Here is a 24,075-nt window from a genome sequence, read left to right on the forward strand (position 1 = left end):
TGACGGCGCCCACGTGTTCCCAGGTCATCCACAGTCCGGAGACGACGACGGCGGCGACGCAGATCATCGCGACGAGGCTGAAGCGGCGCCACAGGTCGGCCCAGAGCAGGCCCGCGTCCGGGCCCAGGCGCCGCCGGGCGCCGGCGAGAAGGCTCAGCAGGACGAGACCGCCGAGCCATACGGTGCCGCTGATGATGTGGATCTGGGTCAGGACCCGGTCCAGTACCTCGTCCGTCTTCAGCGGGACGGTGGCCGGGACCGCGCCGATCAGCGTGACGGCCAGGGCGAGGGGGAGCGCGGTGAGGGCGATCTGGTCCAGCCGGCGCCGGGCGCCGCGGGTGAACAGCGTCATGAGGGTGATCGCGGCTGCCAGGAGGACGAGGTTCTGCACCAGGTAGAGGGTGCCCTGCGCGATCCAGGCGCCGTCGTCCGCGGGTGCTCTGAGGAACTGCCATATGGGTCTTGGTGCCAGGGCGTGGCCGAACGGCATCCCGGGGCCGTTCCGGGCGACCCGCGCGACGAGCTGGAAGTATCCGGCCGCCAGGAGAACCACTCCGGACCAGGCGAAACAGACCGACAGGCGGTCGCGCAGCCGGGAGCCGTCAGCGTCACCGTCCGACGCCCCCCTGAGAGCGGGGCGCACCGTGGTCGCGTAGGTGACGAGGCCGCCGACGGCGCCGCTCAGGCCGATGAAGTAGCCGGTCTTGGTCAGGGCTCGCCACGGGGTGGGCAGCGTGTAACCGGCCGTGTCCGCGGCCAGCAGAAGGGTGCTCATGAAAGGTTAGGCTAACCTAAGTTTTGCTCAGGTCAATGCCTCAGTAGCCACCCAGCAACGTCCGGACCGCGAGCAGGTTCTCCGGCCCGGTGGAGCTGTGCCAGCGCGAGGGATCGGCCGGGCGCCTGCCCCAGAGCAGCAGCAGCCGTACGGCGGCGTCGCTCTCGATCGTGGCGGGGCCCTCGGGAGCAGCCAGACGGATGGCGGCGCCGTCGGCGTCGGCGGTCACCACGACGTCGTCCGTGCCCGGCGTACGCAGCCGGCCCTCGACCCGCTCCCCGGCACCCAGGTCCAGGCCGGCGCGGCCCTTCGTCAGCAGCGGGCGGCCGACCGACATGACGCTGTGCTCGGTCATCCACGGTTCGTCGAGCGACCGGACCGCCGTACGGTCGTCACCGGTGAGGTCCCAGCGGTGCAGCACGAGTTCCTGACGCATGTGTTCGACGAAGAAGGGGACCGTCACGGACCGGCCGGTCCACATCACCTCCGTGTCCGCGGGCAGGTCGTCCGCGGCGGCCGCGGCCACGTCCACGAGATGTGCGCAGCGGCTGACGAAGGCCGCCCACAGCTCGGAGTCGGGCATCCGCCGGTAGGGAGCCTCACGCTCGAAGCCCCGGGTCTCCACCGGCGCCCCCGCGATGAACGCCTCCAGGACCCGGGCCAGTTCCTCGGCGTTGCCCGTCTGGTGGACCAGGACGTCGCGCACCGTCCAGGCCTCGCACCACGTCCCGGCGTCGGGCCGCCGCCCCTGCACGGCACGGACGAAGGGGACCAGTTCCGGCAGGGCTTCTTCGACCTGAGAGGGAATCATGCGCCATGAGTAGCCGTCAGGGGACGCCGCCCAAACCGGTGGGGGCCGGGAAGGCCCCCACCGGCCGGACGGTCACCGCGGCGCGGGGATCAGCCGACGTGCAGCGTCAGAGCCGCGGTGTGCAGCGTGCCGCCGGTCCGGAACTGAAGGAACAGCCGCCAGTTCCCGGACCGCGCGAACTCGGCGTGGAAGGTCAGGGACGGTCCGCCGCGGTCGCCGCCGGCGCTGCTCTCCGGGTGGAGGTGTGCGAAGGCGAGATCGCCCTGGTGGAAGGCGGTCAGGTGGGCGAAGGTGCCCAGGTACGGCTGCAGGTCGGCGGCCGGCTCGCCGTTCCTGGTGACGGTGGCGGTCAACTGATGGGCCATGCCCGCCATGAGGTCGCCCTTCACCGCCACGGTGTAGCCGTCGACGGTGGTGCTGCCGGACGCGGGCGGCAGCGACGCCTCCGTCGCCGTTCCGGGCACCTTCACCGTGCGGCTGAGGACGAGGTCCTTGCCCTTGCCGGGTCCACTGTCCGGGGTGAAGGAGGCGTACAGGCGCCAGGTGCCCGGTCGCAGGGCGGCCAGGGGCGCGGTCCAGGTGCCGTCGCCGGCCATGGCCGGGTGCAGGTGCTGGAAGCCGGTGAGGTCGGTGCGGACGGCGTAGAAGTGCATTCGCTCGGTCTGGTCGACGGCGAAACCGGTGACCGGCCCGCCGTCCGGACCGGTGATGGTGAAGCGGTAGCCGGCCGCGCGGCCGGCGGGCAGCGTGGCGCGCGCGGACGTCATCCGGTAGCCGTCCTCGGCGGCGGCCAGGCCGTTGCCGGCGGACGCGGTGTCCATGCCGGGCATGGACTCCATCGCGTCGGCCGACGCGGAGCGGGAGGGTGTGCCCCCGTGGTCCATGCCGGCCATGGGCGAGCTGTGGCTTGAGCCGGAGCCGGAGCCGCAGGCGGTCAGCGTGAGGCCGAGCGCCGCGGTGAGGGTGGCCGCCGTGAGGGCATGGCGGATCGTCCGGTGGTGCTGGGACATGTGGCGTCTTTTCCAGGTGGGCGCCGTGCCGTGGGCCCGGCGCGGTGAACGTGAACGGGCGACCGGTACCGGACGCGTGGCGGTGAGCCGCGGTCCGGTGGTCGCGTCACGTCCGTGCGACGCACACCTGGTACAGGAGGTCACGCCCGCCGGCCGGTGGCCCCCGGTGGCGTACGTCGCCGTACGCCCGCCCGGTCCCCGGCAGCAGAACGGCGGCCACGAGCAGGACGACGGCCGCGGTGAGCGGTGGCAGCGGGATCCCGGAGCGGGGCGTGGTGGCCACGCACAGGGCACCCCGCGCGGCCCGGTCCACCCGCGCCACGGCCTTGGGACCCGCTCCCTCCGGAGCGCGGACGGCGTGCGCGGCCGTTCCGGCCGGCATGTGCGAGGCGACCGGCATGCCGGGCGCCGCCCCGTGACAGCCGCCGTCGGCCGCGGCCGGACCGCCGTGCATGAGGAACAGCCCCAGCAGTACGGCGACCAGCACGGCCGGCCGCACCACCCGACGGCGGCGGACCCCGGCCGCACCGGCGGAGGGCTGCGTCACGATCACGGCTTCACCCTAAGGGCACGGGCAGCGGCCCGCCGAGTCCCCCCGCGCGGCGTAGAGTCCGGACGTGGACCGGGAGCAGGCGGAGTGAACCCTGAAGCGGCCGGGCCGCGAGCGGAGCCGGCGGGGATGCGGCCGTGGCGGTTCGTCGTGTGGTTCGGGGCGGTCAGCCTGCTCGCCGACTTCGTGTACGAGGGCGCCCGTTCGGTCACCGGCCCGCTGCTTGCCTCGCTGGGCGCCTCCGCCCTCGTCGTCGGTGTCGTCACCGGTGCCGGTGAGGCGGCGGCGCTGGTGCTGCGGCTGGTGTCGGGCCCGCTCGCGGACCGTACCCGCAGGTTCTGGGGGCTGGCGATCGCCGGTTACGCGCTGACCGTCGTCTCCGTGCCGCCGCTCGGCGTGGTCGGCGTGCTGTGGGCGGCCTGCGTCCTGGTGGTCGCCGAGCGGGTGGGCAAGGCGGTGCGCTCTCCGGCGAAGGACACCCTCCTGTCGCACGCGACGGCCGCGACCGGCCGCGGCCGCGGGTTCGCCGTGCACGAGGCGATGGACCAGGTCGGCGCCCTCGTCGGCCCGTTGACGGTGGCCGGTGTCCTCGCCCTGACCGGCGGCGACTACGGTCCCGCGCTGGGCGTCCTCGCGGCACCGGGGGTGGCCGTGCTGGGGCTGCTGTTCTGGCTGCGGGCCCGGGTGCCGGACCCGGAGGCGTACGAGCGCGCGGTGACCGCCGCCGCGGGCGGCCCGGCGCCGGCACCCGGGGGCCGGCTGCCGGCCGCCTTCTGGACCTACGCGGCGTTCACCGCGACCACGACCGCCGGATTCGCGACGTTCGGCGTGCTGTCGTACCACCTGGTGACCCGGCACCTGCTGACGACCGCCTGGGTGCCGGTGCTGTACGCGGGCGCGATGGCCGTCGACGCGGTGGCCGCGCTGGCCACCGGCTGGTGGTACGACCGGATCGGCCCGCGGGTGCTCGTCGTCCTGCCCGTCCTGGCCGCCGCCGTACCGGCGCTGGCGTTCACCGACACCGTCGCGTGGGCGGTGGGCGGGTCCCTGGTGTGGGGTGCGGCGATGGGCGTGCAGGAGTCCACGCTGCGGGCGACGGTCGCCGACCTGGTGCCCCCGCCCCGGCGGGCCACCGCGTACGGGGTCTTCGCCGGTGTGGTCGGCGGTGCGGGCCTGGTCGGCGGAGCACTGACCGGCGCCCTGTACGACTACTCGATCCCGGTGCTGATCACGGTGGTGGCCGCGATCCAGGCACTCGCCCTGGTGCTCCTCGCGGTCACCCGCCCCCGGCACCGCCCGTGAGGGCGGCGGCCGGCCTCACAGGTCGTTGGCGGCAGCGCCTCACAGGGCCTTGGCCGGCCAGTCCAGCAGCCGGGCGCCGATGACCGCGGTCTGCAGCATGTAACGGTGGCCCGGATCGGCCGGGTTGGCGCCGGTGAGCTTGTGGATGCGCTCCAGCCGGTACGTCAGGGCGCGCACGCTCAGCGACAGGCGGCGGGCCGCCTCGGCGGCCACACAGCCGACGTCGAAGTAGGCGGTGAGCGTGGCCAGGAGCGGCTCGGCACCGCCCCGGGCCGCCGTCAGCGGGCCGAGGGTGTCCAGCACCAGGTCGGCCATGGCCTGCCGGTCACGGGTGAGGACCGGGTACACGAGCAGGTCCACGGCGCGCAGCACCGGGTCGTCCAGGCCCAGCCGGTCGGCCAGTTCGAGGGTGTTGAGAGCCTCCTCGTACGACTGGACGACGCCACCGGGGCCCGGCTGGGGCCGCCCGATGGCCACCGTGCCGCCGTCGGTGGCGGCGTGGGCCTGCTTCGCGAAGTAGGGCAGGATCTCGTCCTCGTGGCCGGGGGCGATGCACAGCAGCCGGCCGTCCTTGGTGGTGAGCAGGACGCTGCGGTTGCCGAAGCGGGCGAGGAGCGCCTGCTCCACCTGGCGGGGTACCGCGTCGCCCTCGGTGTAGGCGGCCGGGCCCCGCGCCACGGCGACCGCGTGGGCGTGGCCGAGCCGCAGCCCGAAGCGTTCGGCGCGCTCCGCGAGGCGGCCCAGGTCGCTGCGTCCGTAGAGCAGGTCGTCGATGAACTCGCGGCGGGCCGCCTCCTCCTGGCGTACGGCGAGGGTCTGCGCGCGTTCGTACCCCTCGGCGAAGGCGTCCATCGCCTGCTGCACGGCCGCCAGGACGCTGTCCGCCGTACCGGAGCCGGTACTCGGCCAGCCGGCGCGGGTGGCGGACAGATGGGCGCTCACCAGGGCGCGCAGTCCGTGCCCGTCGTCGGCGGCGTGCTCACCCAGTACGCGCCGCGACTCCAGCTCCTCCCGGGTGAGCCGGCGGCCGGTGTCCGAGACCTCCTTCAGGATGCGGTCGTAGCCGTCCAGATACCGCTCGGGCGTATCCCGGTGTGTCACGCCGTCCCCCCCGTGGATGTTCGCGCGCCGGTGCGGCCCTCCTGTCGCCCCACCGGCATGCAGACCTTAGTGAACACTGCCGGATGTCGGCAATGCGCGAGCGGGAGCCGCTCGCCCATCATGACCCGCGGGGAGCACTGCTGAGCGTTTCGGTGCCGGACACCGGCAGGGTGTCCGGCACCGGGACGCCCGCTTCCCGGCCCTTCTTCTGATGCCTGAAGGACGTGTGTCATGGATGCCATCGGCGTGCTCGCCGTCGTCTGTCTGCTCCTCGTCGCCCTCGCGCTGTTCGCCCTCTCTCGGCTGTTCCGCAAGGTGGAGCAGGGCAAGGCGCTGATCGTCTCCAGGATGCGCAGGGTCGACGTCACCTTCACCGGCCAGGTCGTCCTGCCCGTGCTGCACAAGGCCGAGGTGATGGACATCTCGGTGAAGGCCATCGAGATCACCCGGGCCGGCCGGGACGGCCTGATCTGCCGGGACAACATCCGCGCCGACATCCGCATCTCGTTCTTCGTGAAGGTCAACAAGACCGTCGGGGACGTCATCAAGGTCGCCCAGTCCGTCGGCACGGCACGCGCCAGCGACCAGAAGACCCTTCAGGAACTGTTCCACGCCAAGTTCTCCGAGGCGCTGAAGACCGTCGGCAAGCAGCTGGACTTCACCGACCTCTACACCAAGCGCGAGGAACTCCGTTACAAGATCATCGAGTTGATCGGTGTCGACCTGAGCGGCTACCACCTGGAGGACGCGGCGATCGACTACCTGGAGCAGACGCCGCTGTCCCAGCTGGACCCGGCGAACGTCCTGGACGCCCAGGGCATCCGGAAGATCACCGAGCTGACCGCCGTGGAGCACGTGCGCACCAACGAGGCGCAGCGCACGGAGGAGAAGGAGATCACCCGGCAGAACGTGGACGCCCGGGAGGCCGTCCTGGAGCTGGAGCGCCGGCAGGCGGACGCCGAGATCAAGCAGAAGCGGGAGATCGAGACCTCCCGCGCCCGCGAGGAGGCGGAGACCGCCCGGGTGGTGGAGGAGGAACGGCTGCGTGCGCAGGGCGCGTTCCTGCGCACCGAGGAGCAGCTCGGCGTGCAGCGGGAGAACCAGGCCCGCGAGGTCGCCGTCGCCGCGAAGAACCGCGAGCGGGTCATCGCCGTGGAGAACGAGCGGATCGAGAAGGACCGCATGCTGGAGGTCATCGCCCGGGAGCGGGAGACCCAGCTGACGAAGATCTCCGCCGACAAGGAGGTCGAGGCGCAGCGCCGCGACATCGCCGAGGTCGTGCGCGAACGGGTCGCGGTGGACCGGACGGTGGCCGAGCAGGAGGAGTCCATCAAGAAGCTGCGCGCCGTCGAGCAGGCGGAGCGCGAGCGGCAGGCCGTCATCATCGCCGCCGAGGCCGAGGCGCAGGAGAAGCTGGTCAAGGACATCAAGGCGGCGGAGGCCGCCGAACAGGCCGCCACCCACCGCGCCGCCGAGGAACTCACCCTCGCCGAGGCCCGGTTGAAGACCGCCGACCTCGACGCGCGGGCCAAGCTGCGGCTCGCCGAGGGCGTGCAGGCCGAGGCCGCCGCCGAGGGCCTCGCCGCCGTCCAGGTCCGCGACAAGGAGGCCGCCGTCATCGAGAAGGCCGGCCGGGCCGAGGCGGAGGCCACCCAGGCCCGGCTGCGGGCCGAGGCCGAGGGCGCCAGGGCCAAGGCGCTCGCCGAAGCCGAGGGGGCGAAGGCGAAGGCGCTCGCCGACGCCGAGGGAGCGCGGGCCAGGGCGCTGGCCGACGCCGACGGCATCGGCGGGAAGCTGAAGGCCGAGGCGGAGGGCCTGACCGAGAAGGCCGCCGCGATGGCCGCCCTCGACGACGCCTCCCGCGGCCACGAGGAGTACCGGCTGCGGCTCCAGGCGGAGAAGGAGATCCGGCTCGCCGGCCTGGACGTGCAGCGGCAGGTCGCCGAGGCACAGGCCACCGTGCTCGCCACCGGTCTGGAGAACGCCGACATCGACATCGTCGGCGGCGAGTCCGTCTTCTTCGACCGGCTGGTCTCCTCCATCGCGCTCGGCAAGGGCGTCGACGGGTTCGTGCGGCACTCCGAGACCGCGCAGGCGCTGGCCCGCCCCTGGCTCGACGGCACCTCCAGCTTCACCGACGACCTGGCCGGCATCCTCGGCCGGGCCTCGACCGCCGACGTGCAGAACCTGACGGTCTCCGCGCTGCTGATGAAGCTCATGCAGTCGGGCGGCACCGAGGCCGGCACCGTGCAGCAACTCCTGGACAGGGCGGGCGAACTGGGCATCGCCGACACCCCGCTCACCGCGCTGAACGGCACCAGCAGGGTCTGATCACCACCGGTGCCCCGGCTGCCGCACAGGGGACGGCAGCCGGGGCCCCCTCACCCGTGTCTTGTGGAACCTGTCACGTGGAAGGAACGAACCGTCCATGGCCACCGTCCCGGAGGCGGGCGCCCACGACGCCGGCACCTACGAGCTGCTGCGCGACCGCCTCACCGCGCAGGCCGCCGAACTCGCCCGCCGTGCCGACGCCCTCAACGCCCGCCGCGTCGAGGAGTTCGGCTCCGCCCGGCTCGACCTCGCCGGCAGCGAGCGGCTGCGCACCCCGCACCCGTGCGTCCCGTGCGACGTCGTCGCCGTCGGGGACACGCTGCTCCTCGGCACCGCCGGCCGGTCCGCACCGGACGCCCGGCCCCCGGTGGCCGACGTGTTCACGCTCTACGACCGCGAGCTGAACCCGCTGCCCGAGACCGCCGTGCCCGGACTGCTCGACGACCCCTCCTTCCAGCGGGAGTTCGCCGACCTGCACCGCTACTTCCGCCAGGCCCGGCTCCTGCGCCTGCGGATCACCGCCGGCCGGCTCCTCGCGGTGTTCCGCACCGGCGAGAAGGCCGACGACATCCGCGTACTGCGCTGGACCCTCACCGACGACGGCCGGGTGACCTTCCTGGACGCGCGCGGCGAACGCGACGACGTCTTCCCGCCCGCCGACGAGGTCACCTGGACCGCGACGACCCGTGCGGACCACGTCCTCGGCCGCCACCCGCACGTCGCCGTCCCCGGCGGCCTGTTCGTCTCGACCGTCGGGGGCACCCTCACCGTCAAGACGGAGAACGACACCGAGACGGGGGAGGGCATCCACAGCGAACCGGTCGACGAACCACTGCAGGCCCTCGCCGACGCGGACATCGCCCACGCGCGCGTGGGCGCCCTCGTCCTCCTGCGGGTACGCCCCTACAAGGAGGACGCCCACCGGCACCTCGTGTTCAACACCCTCACCGGATCGGTCACCCGCCTCGACGGCCTCGGACAGGGCTGCCGACGCCTCCCCGAAGGCCGGGGCGTCCTGTTCCCCGGCGGCTACTGCCTGGCCACGGGGGCCGCGAAGACGTACGACCTCGACGTCCGCGGGCTGGAGTTCGAGCGGGAGGTGCGCTCGCCCAACGGCGAGGACGTGCTGTACGCCTTCCACGCGCGCGGCGGCGGCCGCGCCCTGCTGCTCTCGTACAACACGATCCGCCAGGAGGTCGCGGCCCCGCTGCCCTGCCGGGGCTGGGCCCTCTTCGACGACGGCACGTTCGCCGTGGTCCGCGCGGACGGCGACCAGTCGGCCCAGGTCCACCCGGTCCAGCTGTGGCACTCGCCGTACGACTCCGACACCCATGCCGCGGGCGCCCCCGCCGGCAGCGGACCGCTGGCCCGGATCGGCAACGCCGACCTGGTGCGCTCCATCTCCGCCTGCCTGTCCGTCGCCGGCGCCGTCCGCGACGGCATCACGACCGGCGAGGGCTACCAGACCCTGTCCGCCGCCTGCGTCCGCACCGCCGACGGCCACCACTGGCTGGGTGACGCCGAACTCGGCGGCCTGCGCGGGCCGCTGAACGCCGTCCGGGACACCGCCGGCCAGATCCTCGCCGAGTTCGAGCACGTGCAGGCCCTCACCCGGCAGGCCGCCGGCGCGCTCGACGAGGCCGCCGGGCGGATCGCCACCGTGGTGCGCAGTCTGCGCGGCGAGGCCCCGAAGGACGCCGCCGCCTGGGTCGCCGGCCTGACCGAACTCCGGCACGCGCACGGCCGGCTCATCGACCTCAAGGAGCTGCGGTACGTCGACCGGGCCCGCCTCGACACCCTCGCCACCGCCGCCGAGACCGACCTCGCGGCCCTCGGCGAGCGGGCCGTTGGCCTCCTCGCCGAGGACGACGCCTTCGCCGCCCACCACACCGACGTCGAACAACTCGCCGCCGACGCCCAGGCGATCAGCACGGTCGCCGAAGCGGCCCCGGTCACCGCCCGGCTCGACGAACTGGCCGACGGGCTCACCACCGTCACCGACGTCGTCGCGAGCCTCGACATGGGCGACGCCACCGTCCGCACGGCCGTCCTGGAGCGCGCCGCCGCCGTCCTCGCCGGCGTCAACCGCGCCCGCGCCGCCCTCGACGCCCGTCGCCGCGCCCTCCTCGACCACGAGGGCCGCGCCGAGTCGGCCGCCGAGACCGCCCTGCTCGGCCAGCTGGTCACCACCGCGCTCGCCGCCGCCGACACCACCGAGGCCTGCGACGACCAACTCGCCCGCCTCCTCGCCCGGCTGGAGGACCTGGAGTCCCGCTTCGCCGAGTTCGACGACGTCCTCGCGGACCTCGCCGGCCGGCGCACCGAGATCTACGAGGCGTTCACCGCCCGCAAACAGACCCTCGCCGACGCCCGTGCCCGCCGCGCCGAACAGCTCGCGGCCTCCGCCGCCCGCGTCCTGGACACCGTCGCCCGGCGCTCCGCCACCCTCACCGACCCCGACGCGGTCAGCGCCTACTTCGCCTCCGACCCCCTGGTGGCCAAGGTCCGCCGCTCCGCCGCCGAACTGCGGGACCTCGGCGATCCCGTCCGCGCGGAGGAACTCACCGGCCGCCTGGAGTCCACCCGGCAGGAAGCCGCCCGCGCCCTGAAGGACCGCACCGACCTGTACGGCGACGACGGACGCACCCTGCGGCTCGGCGCCCATCGCTTCGCCGTCACCACCCAGCCCCTCGACCTCACCCTCGTCCCGCAGGGCGAGGGCCTCGCCTACGCCGTCACCGGCACCGACTACCGCGCCCCCGTCACCGACCCCGGCTTCGCGGACACCCGCCCGTTCCGGCAGCGCACCCTGCCCTCCGAGTCACCCGAGGTCTACCGCGCCGAACACCTCGCCGCCCGCCTGCTCGGCGCACACTCACCCGAAGCGCTCATGGCCGCCGACCTGCCAGCACTGGTACGCCGGACGGCGCAGGAGGCGTACGACGAGGGATACGAGACCGGCGTCCACGACCACGACGCGACCGCCGTCCTCACCGCACTGCTGCCCCTGTACGAAGGGGCCGGGGCGCTGCGCCACGAACCGGCCGCCCGCGCCGCCGCCCAGCTCTTCTGGGCGCACCGCACCACGGAGGCGGCACGCCAGACCTGGACCCGGCGCGCCCGCTCGCTGGCCCGCGCCCGGGACACCTTCGGCCCGGCGCCCGCCATCACCGACCTGCGCCGCGAACTGGCGGACGCCATCGGCGGTGACGCGGACGCCCTCGGCGGCGAGGCCGCCGCCGGCTACCTCTTCGAGGAACTCACCGGCGGGCCCGAGGGCTTCGTCCTCGGCGCCGACGTGCGCGTCCTGCTGGAGAAGTTCCGCCGCACCGTGGGCACCACCGCCTATGACGACGACCTGGCCGCGCTGGACGACCTTCCGGCCCGCCGGCAGCTCGTCCAGGCCTGGCTGTCGGCCTACGCCACCGCCACCGGCGCCGAACTCGCCCCGGGCGACCTCGCCGAGGCGGTCGCGGCCGAACTCTGCCCGGACCTGCCCCGCTACGACGGCGACGCCCCGCTCACCGCGACCGCCGAGGGGCTGCTGGGTACCCACCCGCGCGTCACCGGCGGCCGGCTCCCGCTGCGACTCGACGAGTTCATCGCCCGCACGGCCCGGTTCGCCGCCCACGACGTGCCCGCGTTCCGCGCCTACCAGCGCCGGCGCACCGCCTTGGTGGACGCCGAACGCGCCCGGCTGCGGCTGGACGACCACCGGCCCCGGGTGATGCCCGGCTTCGTCCGCAACCGGCTCGTCGACGAGGTCTACCTTCCGCTCGTCGGCGACAGCCTTGCCAAGCAGCTCGGCACCGCCGGCGCCGGCGGACGCACCGGCTCCGGTGGCCTGCTGCTGCTCCTGTCCCCACCCGGCTACGGCAAGACGACCCTCATGGAGTACGTCGCCGGGCGGCTCGGCCTGATGCTGGTGCGGGTCAGCGGCCCCGCCCTCGGCAACGCCGTCACCTCGCTCGACCCCGCCGACGCCCCCGACGCCGGATCCCGCCAGGAGATCGAGAAGATCAACTTCGCGCTGGCGGCGGGCGGCAACACCCTCCTCCACCTCGACGACATCCAGCACACCTCGCCCGAACTGCTCCAGAAGTTCATCCCGCTGTGCGACGCGACCCGCCGCGTCGACGGCGTGTGGGACGGCGAGCCCCGCACCTACGACCTGCGCGGCAAGCGCTTCGCCGTCTGCATGGCCGGCAACCCCTTCACCGAGTCCGGCGCCCGCTTCCAGGTCCCCGACATGCTCGCCAACCGCGCCGACGTGTGGAACCTGGGCGACGTCCTGACCGGCAAGCAGGACGCGTTCGCCCTCAGCTTCCTGGAGAACGCGCTCACCGCGAACCCCGTCCTGGCGCCCCTCGCCGGCCGGGACCGGGCCGACCTGGACCTGCTGCTCCGGCTCGCCGCCGGCGACCCCACGGCACGCGCCGACCGCCTGGACCACGCCGTCCCGCCGGCCGAGCTGGACCGCGTCCTCGCCGTGCTGCGCCACCTCCTCGCCGCTCGCGACACCGTCCTCGCGGTCAACGCCGCCTACATCGCCTCCGCCGCCCACGCCGACGCCGCCCGCACCGAGCCGCCGTTCCGCCTCCAGGGCTCCTACCGCACCATGAACCGGATCGCCCAGCGCCTGAAGCCCGTCATGAACGACGCCGAACGCGCCGCCGTCATCGACGACCACTACACCGCCGAGGCCCGGACCCTCACCCAGGGCGCCGAGGCCAACCTGCTCAAACTCGCCGAACTGCGGGGCACGCTCACCCCGGCCCAGGCCGACCGGTGGACCGAGGTCAAGGCTGCCCACGTCCGCGCCCAGGCGCTCGGCGGCGCCGCGGACGATCCCCTCGTCCGCGCCGTGGCCGGACTCGGCCTGCTCGCCGACCGGATCGCCGCCGTCGAGTCCGCCATCCGCCGCGCCACCGGCGACCCGGCCGGCTCCGCGCATCCCCGGCACGTCATCGGGCCCCGGGAGACCCGGTGACGTACTTCCTCGCCCCGCTCGCCGCCGCCGTCGCCCTGGTCGCGCTCAGCACGGCCGTCCTGATCCGCCGAGACCGCCGCCGCATGCGCCACGACTGACCGGCGGGCGGTCACCTCGGCCGCCGGCTCGGCTTCGCCGCGATCGGCGCCGGCGCCAACGTCGTCGTCCTCGGCATCGCGGAACGCAACCGCCGGCCCATCGGCTTCTGGCAGTTCACCAAGTACGGGCTGGTCGTCACCGCCACCTCCGTCGCCGTCTGTCTCGCCTAGGTCTGGCTGCGCTACTTCGCGCTCTGACGCCGCCTCGGCCGGTCAGGTGCGCGGTCCGGTGTCCGGGGCGGCCGGAGACGCGGTCCCGCCCGCCGCGTCCGGCGTGGGGGAGGTGCCGGCCAGCGGATCGGACGCCTTCTGCGTCTGCCGCGTCGTGACGCCGCCGGCCGGCCCGGCCGGGCCCGCGCCGCCGTGCGGCAGGTACGAGACGGCCCCGAGCACCATGACGATCGCGGCGGCGGTGCCGAGCACACCGGCCAGCCGGCGGCACCGGTCCCTGCCGTCCAGCTCCCGCCAGGCCCGGCCGGGCCGCGCCTCCTCGGGCTGCCACAGCTCACCCACCGGCTCGACCGGCTCCGACGCCTGCGCTGCGCCGACCGCACCGGCGGCCGCCCGTTCCCGCGCCGACGGCTCCCTCGGCGCCGACCGCCGGATCGCCCGCTCGCTGTCGTCGAGGAACCTCTGCCACACCGCGTCCGGAACCGCGGGGACGTCCTCGTGCCCGCCGCCCCCGCCCAGCCGTCCCCTCACCACTGCCCCTCCGCTGCTCACCCCGGCGCACCCCACCCTGAGGACGGGAACACGGGCCCGCGCGTTCCGTCCGCCGCGCGAGCGGTGCGGCCGGAACCGGTGCGGGCTTCGATCGGGTAACGCGCCGGGGCGGGAGCCACCCCCGCCCCTACCTTTGCATAGTCTAAAGATGAGGAGGGGCGTCCGGGCGAGGCGGCTCTTCAGTGCCGCGAGACCGCTGGAGCAGTCCATGACCGTGAAGAACCCACCGAGGAACGTGACGGTGCTGTCCTGGATGCCCTTCGCGGTGATGGCCGTGGTGACGGCGGGGGACCTCCTGTCCGGACCCGGAGTGGGCTTCCTGCCGCTGGTCTCGCTCGGCCCCGCCTTCGCGGGCCTGGTCGGCGGCTGGCGCCGTACGGCCCTGATCGGTGCCGCGTCCCTGCTCCTCTGCGTCGTCCTCGGGGTGTACGACGGACTCTTCGAGGAACGCCGGGGCTTCACCGCGATGGCCTCGGTGGCCGGGGTCACCGGCGTGGGCATCGCGGCCGCCCTGATGCGCTCCCGGCGGGAGGCGGAACTCGCCAGCGTCCGCTCCATCGCGGAGGTGGCCCAGCGGGTGCTGCTGCGCCCCGTGCCGAGAACGGCGGGCCCGCTGCTGACGACGGTGTCCTACACCTCGGCCGTCGCCGACGCGCACATCGGCGGGGACCTGTACGAGGTGGTGGCCTCGCCGCACGGGATCCGGGTGATCGTCGGCGATGTGCAGGGCAAGGGACTGGCGGCGGTCGAGACGGCCGCCGTGGTGCTCGGCGCCTTCCGGGAGGCGGCCCACGACGAGCCCGACCTGCTGGGCCTGGGGGAGCGGCTGGAGCGCAGCGTGGCCCGGGAACTGGAGGGGGAGAAGTTCGTCACCGCCGTCCTCGCCGAGATCGGCTCCGGCCACGACGTCGTCTTCCTCAACTACGGGCACCCCGCCCCGATGGTCGTACGCGCCGACGGCCGCACCGACTTCCCGCGGCCGCCCGCCTACGCGCTGCCGCTGGGCCTCGGCATGCACGAGACGGAGGGCCCCAAGCCGTACCGGGTGCCCTTCGCCCCCGGCGAGCAACTGCTCCTCTACACCGACGGCGTCACCGAGACCCGGGACGCGCACGGCGTGTTCTACCCGCTCGGCGACCGGTCGCGGCTGCTGGACGAGCCCGACGCGGACGCCGCCCTGGGCGCCCTGCGCGAGGATCTGATGCGGCACGCCGAGGGACCGCTGCACGACGACGCGGCGATGCTGCTGGTGCGCCATCGCGGTCACCCCGGCGACGGGCCGGCGCCGGGGTCCGCGCCCGCCGCGCGCGTGGACGGTACGTCCGGCGCCGCGCACGGGGTACAAAGGGACCATGGCCGAGACCGCGATGCCTGAGCCCGAATCCGAGGCCGGGCCCGAGCCGGGCCGGGACGACGTCGACGCGGTCACCCGGGCGGTGCTGACCGCCTCCCGGCTGCTCGTGGCGGTGTCCGCGCGCTCCCTCGCCGAGGTCGAGGAGCGGGTGACCCTGCCGCAGTTCCGCATGCTGGTCGTGCTGTCCAGCCGCGGTGCCACCAAGCTGGTCGCCCTGGCCGACCTGCTCCAGGTGGCGCCCTCGACCGCGATGCGCATGGTGGACCGGCTGATCGCGGCCGGCCTCGCGGACCGGCAGCCCAACCCCGCCAACCGGCGGGAGACACTGCTGCGGCTGACCGGGGAGGGCCGGCGGACGGTGGAGACGGTCACCGCCCGGCGGCGCGCCGAACTCGCCCCGATCGTCGAGCGGTTGCGCCCGGGCCAGCGGGCCGCGCTCATCGAGGCACTGGCCGCGTTCAACGAGGCCGGCGGCGAGCCCCCCGTCCCCGTGGACGGCACCGAGCCGTCCCGACTGGGCTGGCTGACCGCCACCCCGCCGACCCCGGACTCCCCGAACCCCGCCGAAGGTCCGAAGGGGCCGGGAGACTCCGCCGAAGGTCCGGGGAAGCCTGGGGGCTCGTCCGAAGGGCCGCGGGCGCCGGGGGACTCCCTCGAAGGGCCGGGGAAGCCGGGGGACTCCGCCGAAGGTGAGGGGAAGCCGGGAGACTCCCCCCAAGGGCCGGGGTAGCCTGGGGGCTCGTCCGAAGGGCCGCGGGCGCCGGGGGACTCCCTCGAAGGGCCGGGGTAGCCACGGGACTCGGCCGAAGGCCTGGGGGAGCCCGGGGGGCTCGTCCGGAGGGCCGGGTGGGTGCCGCGCCTGAGCGTTGACGCGGGCCGGCGCCGCTCAGTCCGGTGGCGTCCCCTCGTCGAGGCGGGCCGCGCACTCCAGGAGCATGGCGTGCACGAACGCCTGGGGCAGGTTGCCGCGCAACTGTCGCTGGTGCACGTCGTACTCCTCCGCGAACAGACCGGCCGGCCCGCACGCCGACCGGGTCCGCTCGAACCAGCGCCAGGCCCGCTGCCGGTCGCCCAGGTGGTGGGTGGCCAGGGCCATGGTGAACCCGCAGAGAAGGAACGCCCCTTCGGCCTCGCCCAGCGGGATGCCCTCGTGGTCGAACCGGTACAGGTAGCCGTCCTCGCCCAGGTAGTCCTCGATGTACGCCCGGGTGGTGGCGGCGCTGGAATCGCCGGCGGGCATGCAGCCGCGAGCCAGCGGCACCAGCAGGGCCGCCTCCGGGCCGTCGTCGTCCGCCGCCCGGCGCCAGCGGCCGTCCGGCCGCAGACAGCGCCGGCGGGTCTCGGCGAGGATGACCTCGGCCGACTGGGCGCATCGCTCGCTCGTCGCGCCGGGCAGCACCTCCGCGATCCGGCGCAGCCCGCACACCACGCTCAGCCGTGAGTGGGTCCACCACCGGTCGTCCAGCTCCCACAGACCGGCGTCGGGCCGCTGCCAGTTGCGCTCGACCGCGTCCACCGCCACCGTCACCGCCTGCTCCGCCTCCGGGGTGAGCCGGTCGTGCCGCGCGGCGGCCGCGAACAACTGCAGGGCCTCGCCGAAGGTGTCGAGCTGGAACTGGGTGGCCGCCGCGTTGCCGATCCGGTCACTGCCGCCCGGGTAGCCGGGCAGCGGCAGCGACGACTCCCCGGGCACCGGCCCGCCGGCGACCGTGTACGCGGGCCGCACCCCGTCCCCGTCGACGAGGATGCGCTCGGACACGAAGCGCACCGCGCTGTCGAGCAGGGGGTGCGGCCCGTGCGCGGCGACCGCCAGGCCCGCGTAGCTCTGGTCGCGCAGCCAGGCGAAGCGGTAGTCGTAGCTGCGCCCGCTGTTCGCCCGCTCCGGCAGCGAGGTCGTGGCCGCCGCGACCATGCCGCCCGAGGCGCTGGTCAGCCCGCGCAGTACGGCGTAGGCGTGCCGTGCGTCGCGGGGCGCGGCGAGGTCGGAGCAGTCCGGTACGGCGTCCTTCCACTGCTGTTCCGTCTCCCGCCACAGCCGGCCGGGCTCCAGCGGGCCGGTGCCGGGCCGCTCGGACAGCTCCAGCACCAGGTCGTGTTCCTCGCCCTCGGCCAGCCGGAACTCGCCGCGCAGCCCCTCCTCGCCCCAGGAGGCCCGGTGCGCGCCGAGCAGCCGCAGGTGCAGTCCGCCGGCCCGGGCCGTCCACACCTCCCCGTCCAGCCGGGCATTGCGCACACGCTCGGAACCGAACCCCGGGCGGGGGTCGAGACTCATCCGCAGCCGGGCCGCGCCGCGTTCCACCCGCATCCTGCGCAGCAGCACGAGCCGGTCGGACGACGCGGGCATCGCCAGGGCGTCCCGGCACTCCACGACGCTGTCCCGGGCCACCCAGCGGCTCACCCAGATCAGGGTGCCGTCCTCGTAGTAGCCGCCCCAGACGTGCCAGTCGTCGGTGGGCGTGACCGCGAAGTGCCCGGCACCGCCGATCAGGGACGAGAAGACCGCGTCGTCGTGCCAGCGGGGGGCGCAGAGCCAGACGATCCTGCCCTTGGGGTCCACCAGCGCTCCGCGTTCGCCGTCCGCGAGGGTTGCGTAGTCACGGAGCACCCAGGGCGGGCACGCGCCGTCACGCGGGGGTGGTGTCGCATCGGAATCCGTATCGTCACCCATGGCACTCGGGCTTACCCCGGTGCGGCGACCGGAAACGCGTGCTGCGCCGACCGGCCCCGGATCCCGGGAGCACGGCCGGGGTCTCGGGGTGCCGTGCGGCCGACCGCGCCGTACGCACCGCGAACGCCCCGGCCACGACGAAGTCGGCCAGCGCGGCGGTACGCCAGCGCCGGCTGGCCAGGGCGAGGGCGGCCATGCTCGCCGCGTGCAGCGCGTCCGGCACGGCCGCCCACCGGGCGGGTACGACGCCCCAGGCGCCGGCCAGCCCCTGCGCCACCTGCCGGGCGCCGAGCAGTCGCACCGCGCCGCGGGCGGCCCGGCTCGCGGTGGTGTGCGGGCAGCGGCTCAGCACGCCGCCCGGGAACACCACGAGCGCGGAACCCCACGCGACGCGGACGGCGTTCTCCGGCACCATCACGCCACCTCCTCAGGTCCCTCAGGCCGGACCGCCGGCCCCGGACCGGGCCGGGACGGGCGGGGGGCTCGCGCTGGGCGAGCCGCTCGGCGCGGGCGTCGCGCTCGGGGTCCCGCTCGGTGACGGGGTCGAGCTCGGTGACGGGGCCGGCGAGGCCGAGCCGGCCGGTGCGACGCCGGTCACCTCGCCGGTGACGGCGTCGACGCGGTAGGCGTGGACGCGGTGCGGCCCCACCGTCTCGATGGTGACCGACCAGACCGTGCGGCCCGTGGCGTCCTTCTCCAGCCGGACGTCGGTCACCTTCCCGTACTCCGGCATCCGCACCCGGTCGACCGCCTCCTCGGGCAGGAGCTTCGCGCCGGCGACCAGTGTGCCGGTGCGCGTCTTCGAGGCGGCCGACTGACCGGCGGGCACGTCCGCCCCCAGGACGTCGCCCCCGGCGGCCCCGACGCGGACGAGGTGTTCGGTGCCGTCCTCAGTGGCGACGCTCGTCCGCCACACCGGGGCGACGGTGTTCACCCGGCTCAGCTCCACGGAGACCAGCTTGCTGCCGGACACCTCGTCCAGCGCCTTGCGGATGGCCCGGTCGTACTCCGTCGCCACCTGGGGCAGGACCTCGGAAGGGTGCGTCGGCGGCGGGCCGCCGCACGCGGCGGTCCCGGCGAGCAACGCCGCCGCCACGACGAACCCGAACCGGCGGCGCCGTCCGGTCCTGCTCCCTGGGGGATGGGCCATGTGCCTGCCTGCCTTCCTGTCCCGGCCGCGCTGCCGCTCGTGAGGTTCCCGCGGTTTCCCGCCGGCACCGGGGTACGCCCGCAGGCGTTTCCCAAACCGGCCGGGCCGGCGGACGACACCGACTCGCCCGGGCGGGCCACCACGTGTACGACCAGGCGGAGGTCACCCCCGGCCGCGCCGCGTCACGTGGTCCCGCAGCCGGTCCAGGGGTCCCCAGGCCAGCGCGGTGACCTTGGCCAGCGGCGCCGACCGCGGTGAGCGCGGGCGCGGCCTGGTCGGCGCCGACTCCTCCGTGGGCCGTACGTCGGAGCCCGCTGCGCGCAGTACGTCGGGCGGGCACAGCGCCTGCAACCGGGGGAAGACCAGTTGTTCCTGCTCCAGCACATGCCGCGTGACCCCGCTGCCGGCGGCCAGCAGCAGCTCCACGAACTCCTCGCCGCGCGGATCCGCGGCCTCCAGCGCGCTGAGGGTCCATTCGAGTTCCCGGCCCTCGGCGAGCTGTGCCTGGACCCAGTCGTCGCCGTCCACGACGTACCGGCGCACCGTCGGGTGCAGGTGCTCCCGCTCCGCCACCAGGTGCCGTACGGCGCTGATGCTGATCCGCTCCACCAGCGACGTCCGTTCGGCGCTGCCGGGCGCGGCGGAGCGCGCCTGGTCGAAGAGGCGCTGGATCCGCTGGTGGTCCGCGGTGAGTTCCCCGAGCATGCCGCTCTCGCTCTCCACTGAAAGGCTCCCTGCCGGCGCGTGACCCCGGCGCACTCGCCGGGCTGGCGCGGCCGGCGCCGGCCGGCCACTGCCGCACCCCGGGTGCCCCCATCGCCCCCGCGTCATGCCTCGGCCCGGCCGACCGGGATTGAAAGACGAGCGGCTCGGGTACCCCCGCGCCCGCCGCTCGACCCGCCGGGCCGTGCGGCGCGAACCGAGGGCCGACGTGGAGGAGCGTGGTGCGGGCGTGCTGCTGCGACGACGCAGGGCGAGGGTACGGGCGAGGGGGCGGCAGGCCGGGTTCCAGACCTATGTCGTGGCCGACCGGCGTGCGCCGGTGTCGGAGCTGGCGAACCAGTTGCTGCGCAAGGCCTTCCCCGACCACTGGTCGTTCTTCCTGGGCGAGATCGCCCTCTACAGCTTCATCGTGCTGGTGGTGACCGGCACCTATCTGACCCTCTACTTCGACCCGAGCCTGGCCGAGGTGCCGTACCGCGGTTCGTACGAGCCGCTGCAGGGGCTCCTGGTCTCCAAGGCTTACGAGTCGACGCTCCACCTGAGCTTCGACGTGCGCGGCGGCCTGCTGATCCGTCAGATGCACCACTGGTCCGCGCTGGTGTTCGTGGCCGCCATCGGCGTGCACATGCTGCGGATCTTCTTCACCGGGGCCTTCCGCCGGCCGCGCGAGCTGAACTGGATGATCGGGGTGACCCTCTTCCTGCTCGCGCTCCTGGAGGGGTTCTGCGGCTATTCGCTGCCCGACGACCTGCTGTCCGGCACGGGCCTGCGCACCGCCAATTCGATCGTGCTGTCGATCCCGGTCGTCGGAACCTATCTGAGCTTCTTCCTCTGGGCCGGTCCCTACCCGGGCGAGGCGATCGTCAGAAGGCTCTACATCGTGCATGTCCTCTTCGTGCCGGGCGTGATGATCGCCCTGATCGCCGCCCACCTGATTCTGGTGGTCTACCTGAAACACACGCAGTGGGCCGGCCGGGGCAAGACGAACCGGAACGTGGTCGGGCAGCCGATGTACCCCCAGTTCATCGCCAAGTCCACCGGTCTGGCCCTGATGGTCGCGGGCGCCACGGCCATCCTCGGAGCCGTCGCCCAGATCAACCCCATCTGGGCCTACGGCCCCTACGTCCCGGACGTGGTGTCCACCGACGCGCAGCCCGACTGGTACGTCGCGTTCCTGGAGGGCGCGCTGCGGCTGATGCCCGGCGTCGAGTGGAACGTGGCCGGGCACACCTTCATGTGGAACGTCCTCGTGCCGGCCGTCCTGCTGCCGGCCCTGCTGTTCCTGATCCTCTACATGTACCCGGTGTTCGAGCGGTGGGTGACGGGGGACCTCCGGGAGCACCACATCGCCGACCGGCCGCGTGACCATCCGACCCGGACCGGACTCGGCGTGGCGGCCGTGGTGTGCTACGCCGTGCTGCTCATGGCGGGCGGCAACGACGTGCTGGCGTACGAGTTCGACGTCTCCCTGAACATGCTGACCTGGATCTTCCGGGTGGCCGTGTTCGTCGCGCCGGTCCTCGCCCATCACGTCACCAAGCGCGTGTGCCTCGCGATGCAGAAGCACGAGCGCACGCTGCTGGAGGAGGGCGAGGAGACCGGTGAGGTGATCCAGGACCTGGCCGGCGGGATGGGGGAGACCCACGAGAGGCTCGACCAGGACACCCGCTACAAGCTGCTGGTCCGGGACATCCCCCGGCCGCTGGTCCACCCGGGAGCCGACGCCCCCCTGCATCGCAGGCTTCAGGCGTCGCTGAGTTCCTGGTACTACCGGGACCGGGTCGATATGCCCACCACGGCGGAGGAGCGGCTGCAGATCACGGGCCGCACGGCCGACCCGGTCTCCGAGGGTGCCGGCGGGGAGGGGAGCGAGGGCGAGGAGTAGGAACGCGAACGTGTCGCGCCCGTGCGACGGCGGGCGCGACACCTGGTGGACGGTGGGATCACCGGTGAGGTCGGCGGGTCCGGCTCACGCCGACGGTCAGCTCCATCGCGGCCAGCCCCAGCAACAGGGTCACGGCGCCCGTGACGCAGTTGTTCCACACGATGCCGGCAGGTGCGCCGTGGGTCGCGGTGACCACCCGGAGCGCGACGATCAACCACACGCCGAGCGGTCGATTTGCGGCTTCAGGCGTCGCCCCGGCCGGAGAACTCGAAGACCATCCCGGAGACGCCCCCGCCGAGCAGGCCGAGCCCGATGAGGGAGAGCCACGCCCCGTAGATGAGGCCGACGGCGAGCAGCGTCACGCCGGCGGCGGTGACGACGGGGTACGGGCTGTGCGGGGGGAAGAAGTCGACCCGGCCGCTGCGCTCCTGGATCTCCCCGTCCGGGCGGTCCTCCGGCCGCCGGCCCTTGCGCTTGTAGTTCATGACGAGGAAGAACGTGATCACCGACGACATCAGGCACGAGACCGTGAGCGCTGCGATGCCGACGGGTTCGCGGGCGAACCAGATGTAGGCGACGTCGGTCAGCAGGAAGAAGACGGCCACGCCGCCGAAGAGATACGCCTCGTGCTTCATTCGCTCTGCGTCCCTAGGGTGTCGGGGGTGGGTTCCACGTCGCCGCGCTCCTCCTCGGGCAGCACCCGCAGCACCTCCGGATGGTGCAGGTCGAAGGCCGGGGAGTCGGACCGTACCCGCGGCAGCGCGTGGAAGTTGTGCCGCGGCGGGGGACAGGAGGTGGCCCACTCCAGGGAGCGGCCGTAGCCCCACGGGTCGTCCACCTCGACCATCTCGCCGTAGCGGGCCGTCTTCCACACGTTGTAGAGGAACGGCAGCGTCGACAGGCCCAGCAGGAACGCGCCGATCGACGAGATGGTGTTCAAGGTGGTGAAGCCGTCCGCGGCCAGGTAGTCGGCGTACCGGCGGGGCATGCCCATCGCGCCGAGCCAGTGCTGGACGAGGAACGTGGTCTGGAAGCCGACGAACAGCGTCCAGAAGTGGATGCGGCCCAGCCGTTCGTCGAGCATCCGCCCCGTCCACTTGGGCCACCAGAAGTAGAAGCCGCCGAACGTGGCGAACACGATCGTCCCGAACAGCACGTAGTGCAGGTGGGCCACGATGAAGTAGCTGTCGGTCACGTGGAAGTCCAGCGGGGGCGAGGCGATCAGGACCCCGCTGAGCCCGCCCAGCAGGAAGGTCACCAGGAAGCCCAGCGACCACAGCATGGGGGTCTCGAACGAGAGGCTGCCCTGCCACATCGTGCCGATCCAGTTGAAGAACTTCACCCCGGTGGGCACGGCGATCAGGAAGGACATCAGGGAGAAGAACGGCAGCAGCACCGCACCGGTGGCGAACATGTGGTGCGCCCACACGGTGGCCGACAGCATGGTGATCGCGATCGTCGCCCCGACCATGCCGACGTAGCCGAACACCGGTTTGCGGCTGAACACCGGGATGATCTCCGTGACCACGCCGAAGAACGGCAGCGCCACGATATAGACCTCCGGATGGCCGAAGAACCAGAACAGGTGCTGCCACAGCAGCGATCCGCCGGTGGCCGGGTCGAAGATGTGGGCCCCGAACTGACGGTCCGCCACCAGGGCCAGCAGCAGCGCCGTGAGCACGGGGAAGGCCAGCAGCACCAGGATCGACGTGAACAGGATGTTCCACGTGAAGATCGGCATCCGGAACATCGTCATCCCCGGACAGCGCAGGCACATGATGGTGGCGATGAAGTTCACCGCGCCGAGCGTCGTGCTCAGACCCGCGACCGCCAGGCCCAGCGCCCACAGGTCACCGCCGTGCCCGGGGCTGTGCACCTCGCTGTTCAGCGGCGCGTAGGCGAACCAGCCGAAGGGCGCCGCACCGTGGTTGGCGAGGAACCCGCCGAGGACGGTGAGCCCCCCGAAGAGGAAGAGCCAGTACGTCAGGGCGTTCAGCCGGGGGAACGCCACGTCGGGCGCACCGATCTGCAGCGGCATCACCGCGTTCGCGAAGCCGGCGAACGTCGGGGTGCCGAACAGCAGCATCATGATCGTGCCGTGGATGGTGAACAGCTCGTTGTACTGCTGCTCGGTGACGATCTGCATCCCCGGCCGGGCCAGTTCGGCCCGCATGAGCATCGCCATCGTCCCGGCCACCAGGAAGAACCCGAACGACGTGACGAGGTACAGGTTCCCGATCTTCTTGTGGTCGGTGGTGGTCAGGTAGTCCCTGATCCGCTCGCCCGTGCTGACGCGAGGGTTCCGCTCGGCATCCCGTGTTCCGCCGTGCCCCGGATGCGTTGTCGACATTGAGCGCCCTCCACGCGGTGAACCGACGGGCCGGCGTCCGGCCACGAACGCGACCGGGTTAGCCGCCACCGCCTGCTTCTAAACCCGGGCGCGCACCCGTCTGCGCCCGGGCCCGCTGCACCGTGCGGGTGACACCGTGCGCGCGTCACCCGGCCCGGGCCGACCTCGGACCCGCGGGGCCGTGAGGCTGGGGAGCCGGCGGCACCGCCCGTGCGCCCGGCACCCGTTCGGCGGCGTCCGGAAGGCGGGGCCGG

General features: G+C 73.8%; 17 protein-coding genes and 2 pseudogenes. 6 read left to right on the plus strand and 13 right to left on the minus strand.

Annotation, left to right across the window (positions count from 1 at the left end; genetic code table 11):
• The 4 genes and pseudogenes from ABZ854_RS29985 to ABZ854_RS30000 form a co-directional block, all read right to left on the minus strand.
• A pseudogene (locus tag ABZ854_RS29985) lies at window positions 1-775 on the minus strand (hypothetical protein); the annotation flags it as partial.
• Window positions 776-815: 40 nt separating this feature from the next.
• A complete protein-coding gene (locus tag ABZ854_RS29990) occupies window positions 816-1,586 on the minus strand; it encodes a maleylpyruvate isomerase N-terminal domain-containing protein (RefSeq protein WP_361216874.1) in 771 nt (256 codons plus the stop codon).
• An 89-nt stretch (window positions 1,587-1,675) separates the two neighbouring features.
• Complete coding sequence (locus ABZ854_RS29995; protein ID WP_361216877.1) at window positions 1,676-2,596, minus strand: hypothetical protein; 921 nt, start codon at window positions 2,594-2,596, stop codon at window positions 1,676-1,678.
• 106 nt (window positions 2,597-2,702) lie between these two features.
• On the minus strand, window positions 2,703-3,149 hold the full coding sequence (locus tag ABZ854_RS30000; protein WP_361216880.1) for a hypothetical protein: 447 nt from the start codon (window positions 3,147-3,149) through the stop codon (window positions 2,703-2,705).
• A 126-nt stretch (window positions 3,150-3,275) separates the two neighbouring features.
• On the opposite strand from ABZ854_RS30000, the gene ABZ854_RS30005 reads away from it, so the two are divergent.
• Window positions 3,276-4,448: an MFS transporter gene (locus ABZ854_RS30005; RefSeq protein WP_361216883.1), complete on the plus strand. Its 1,173-nt coding sequence runs from the start codon at window positions 3,276-3,278 to the stop codon at window positions 4,446-4,448.
• Between the two features lie 39 nt (window positions 4,449-4,487).
• Here the strand turns inward: ABZ854_RS30005 and ABZ854_RS30010 are convergent, their stop codons facing one another.
• Window positions 4,488-5,549: a helix-turn-helix domain-containing protein gene (locus ABZ854_RS30010; RefSeq protein WP_361216886.1), complete on the minus strand. Its 1,062-nt coding sequence runs from the start codon at window positions 5,547-5,549 to the stop codon at window positions 4,488-4,490.
• 231 nt (window positions 5,550-5,780) lie between these two features.
• Between ABZ854_RS30010 and ABZ854_RS30015 the strand changes: the two genes are divergently transcribed.
• Complete coding sequence (locus ABZ854_RS30015; RefSeq protein ID WP_361216889.1) at window positions 5,781-7,880, plus strand: flotillin family protein; 2,100 nt, start codon at window positions 5,781-5,783, stop codon at window positions 7,878-7,880.
• A gap of 97 nt (window positions 7,881-7,977) precedes the next feature.
• The gene (locus ABZ854_RS30020) at window positions 7,978-12,870 is read left to right on the plus strand and encodes a DNA repair ATPase (protein ID WP_361216892.1); all 4,893 of its coding nucleotides are present in this window, start codon (window positions 7,978-7,980) and stop codon (window positions 12,868-12,870) included.
• Between the two features lie 311 nt (window positions 12,871-13,181).
• Here ABZ854_RS30020 and ABZ854_RS30025 read toward each other — a convergent pair whose 3' ends face one another.
• Window positions 13,182-13,670 carry a hypothetical protein gene (locus tag ABZ854_RS30025; RefSeq protein WP_361216895.1) on the minus strand — a complete coding sequence of 163 codons (489 nt, stop codon included), beginning with the start codon at window positions 13,668-13,670 and terminating at the stop codon, window positions 13,182-13,184.
• 229 nt (window positions 13,671-13,899) lie between these two features.
• On the opposite strand from ABZ854_RS30025, the gene ABZ854_RS30030 reads away from it, so the two are divergent.
• Window positions 13,900-15,066: a PP2C family protein-serine/threonine phosphatase gene (locus tag ABZ854_RS30030; protein ID WP_361216897.1), complete on the plus strand. Its 1,167-nt coding sequence runs from the start codon at window positions 13,900-13,902 to the stop codon at window positions 15,064-15,066.
• Window positions 15,059-15,568, plus strand: a pseudogene (locus ABZ854_RS30035) (MarR family transcriptional regulator); the annotation flags it as partial. The gene ABZ854_RS30030 and the pseudogene ABZ854_RS30035, both read left to right, overlap by 8 nt.
• A gap of 363 nt (window positions 15,569-15,931) precedes the next feature.
• Here ABZ854_RS30035 and ABZ854_RS30040 read toward each other — a convergent pair.
• The 4 genes from ABZ854_RS30040 to ABZ854_RS30055 form a co-directional block, all read right to left on the minus strand.
• Window positions 15,932-17,713 (minus strand): glycoside hydrolase family 15 protein, encoded by a 1,782-nt coding sequence (locus ABZ854_RS30040; protein WP_361216900.1) that lies wholly within the window; start codon window positions 17,711-17,713, stop codon window positions 15,932-15,934.
• Complete coding sequence (locus ABZ854_RS30045; RefSeq protein WP_361216903.1) at window positions 17,706-18,128, minus strand: hypothetical protein; 423 nt, start codon at window positions 18,126-18,128, stop codon at window positions 17,706-17,708. The genes ABZ854_RS30040 and ABZ854_RS30045 overlap by 8 nt, the downstream gene beginning before the upstream one ends.
• A 21-nt stretch (window positions 18,129-18,149) precedes the next feature.
• Complete coding sequence (locus ABZ854_RS30050) at window positions 18,150-18,863, minus strand: PepSY domain-containing protein (protein ID WP_361216906.1); 714 nt, start codon at window positions 18,861-18,863, stop codon at window positions 18,150-18,152.
• 162 nt (window positions 18,864-19,025) lie between these two features.
• Window positions 19,026-19,586: a hemerythrin domain-containing protein gene (locus ABZ854_RS30055; RefSeq protein ID WP_361216909.1), complete on the minus strand. Its 561-nt coding sequence runs from the start codon at window positions 19,584-19,586 to the stop codon at window positions 19,026-19,028.
• Window positions 19,587-19,815: 229 nt separating this feature from the next.
• Here ABZ854_RS30055 and ABZ854_RS30060 point away from each other — a divergent pair, with 229 nt between their 5' ends.
• Window positions 19,816-21,471, plus strand: a complete 1,656-nt coding sequence (locus tag ABZ854_RS30060; RefSeq protein WP_361216912.1) for a ubiquinol-cytochrome c reductase cytochrome b subunit — start codon at window positions 19,816-19,818, stop codon at window positions 21,469-21,471.
• Between the two features lie 58 nt (window positions 21,472-21,529).
• Here ABZ854_RS30060 and ABZ854_RS30065 read toward each other — a convergent pair whose 3' ends face one another.
• From ABZ854_RS30065 to ctaD, 3 genes are read right to left on the minus strand one after another with little or no spacing between them, the layout of a single operon-like run.
• Window positions 21,530-21,691 carry a hypothetical protein gene (locus ABZ854_RS30065; protein ID WP_361216915.1) on the minus strand — a complete coding sequence of 54 codons (162 nt, stop codon included), beginning with the start codon at window positions 21,689-21,691 and terminating at the stop codon, window positions 21,530-21,532.
• Between the two features lie 22 nt (window positions 21,692-21,713).
• Window positions 21,714-22,106 (minus strand): cytochrome c oxidase subunit 4, encoded by a 393-nt coding sequence (locus ABZ854_RS30070; protein ID WP_361216918.1) that lies wholly within the window; start codon window positions 22,104-22,106, stop codon window positions 21,714-21,716.
• Window positions 22,103-23,821, minus strand: a complete 1,719-nt coding sequence (gene ctaD, locus ABZ854_RS30075; RefSeq protein ID WP_361216921.1) for a cytochrome c oxidase subunit I — start codon at window positions 23,819-23,821, stop codon at window positions 22,103-22,105. The genes ABZ854_RS30070 and ctaD overlap by 4 nt, the downstream gene beginning before the upstream one ends.
• Window positions 23,822-24,075: the final 254 nt, after the last annotated feature.

Source organism: Streptomyces sp. NPDC047028, assembly GCF_040644095.1.
In the GTDB taxonomy this organism is placed as follows: Bacteria; Actinomycetota; Actinomycetes; order Streptomycetales; family Streptomycetaceae; genus Streptomyces.

Bases quoted from the DNA above. Each gene is read 5' to 3' on its own strand.
- ABZ854_RS29990 (WP_361216874.1), bottom strand. From the start codon at position 1,586: ATGATTCCCTCTCAGGTCGAAGAAGCCCTGCCGGAACTGGTCCCCTTC.
- ABZ854_RS29995 (WP_361216877.1), bottom strand. From the start codon at position 2,596: ATGTCCCAGCACCACCGGACGATCCGCCATGCCCTCACGGCGGCCACC.
- ABZ854_RS30005 (WP_361216883.1), top strand. From the start codon at position 3,276: ATGCGGCCGTGGCGGTTCGTCGTGTGGTTCGGGGCGGTCAGCCTGCTC.
- ABZ854_RS30015 (WP_361216889.1), top strand. From the start codon at position 5,781: ATGGATGCCATCGGCGTGCTCGCCGTCGTCTGTCTGCTCCTCGTCGCC.
- ABZ854_RS30020 (WP_361216892.1), top strand. From the start codon at position 7,978: ATGGCCACCGTCCCGGAGGCGGGCGCCCACGACGCCGGCACCTACGAG.
- ABZ854_RS30030 (WP_361216897.1), top strand. From the start codon at position 13,900: ATGACCGTGAAGAACCCACCGAGGAACGTGACGGTGCTGTCCTGGATG.
- ABZ854_RS30040 (WP_361216900.1), bottom strand. From the start codon at position 17,713: ATGGGTGACGATACGGATTCCGATGCGACACCACCCCCGCGTGACGGC.
- ABZ854_RS30045 (WP_361216903.1), bottom strand. From the start codon at position 18,128: ATGGTGCCGGAGAACGCCGTCCGCGTCGCGTGGGGTTCCGCGCTCGTG.
- ABZ854_RS30050 (WP_361216906.1), bottom strand. From the start codon at position 18,863: ATGGCCCATCCCCCAGGGAGCAGGACCGGACGGCGCCGCCGGTTCGGG.
- ABZ854_RS30070 (WP_361216918.1), bottom strand. From the start codon at position 22,106: ATGAAGCACGAGGCGTATCTCTTCGGCGGCGTGGCCGTCTTCTTCCTG.
- ctaD (WP_361216921.1), bottom strand. From the start codon at position 23,821: ATGTCGACAACGCATCCGGGGCACGGCGGAACACGGGATGCCGAGCGG.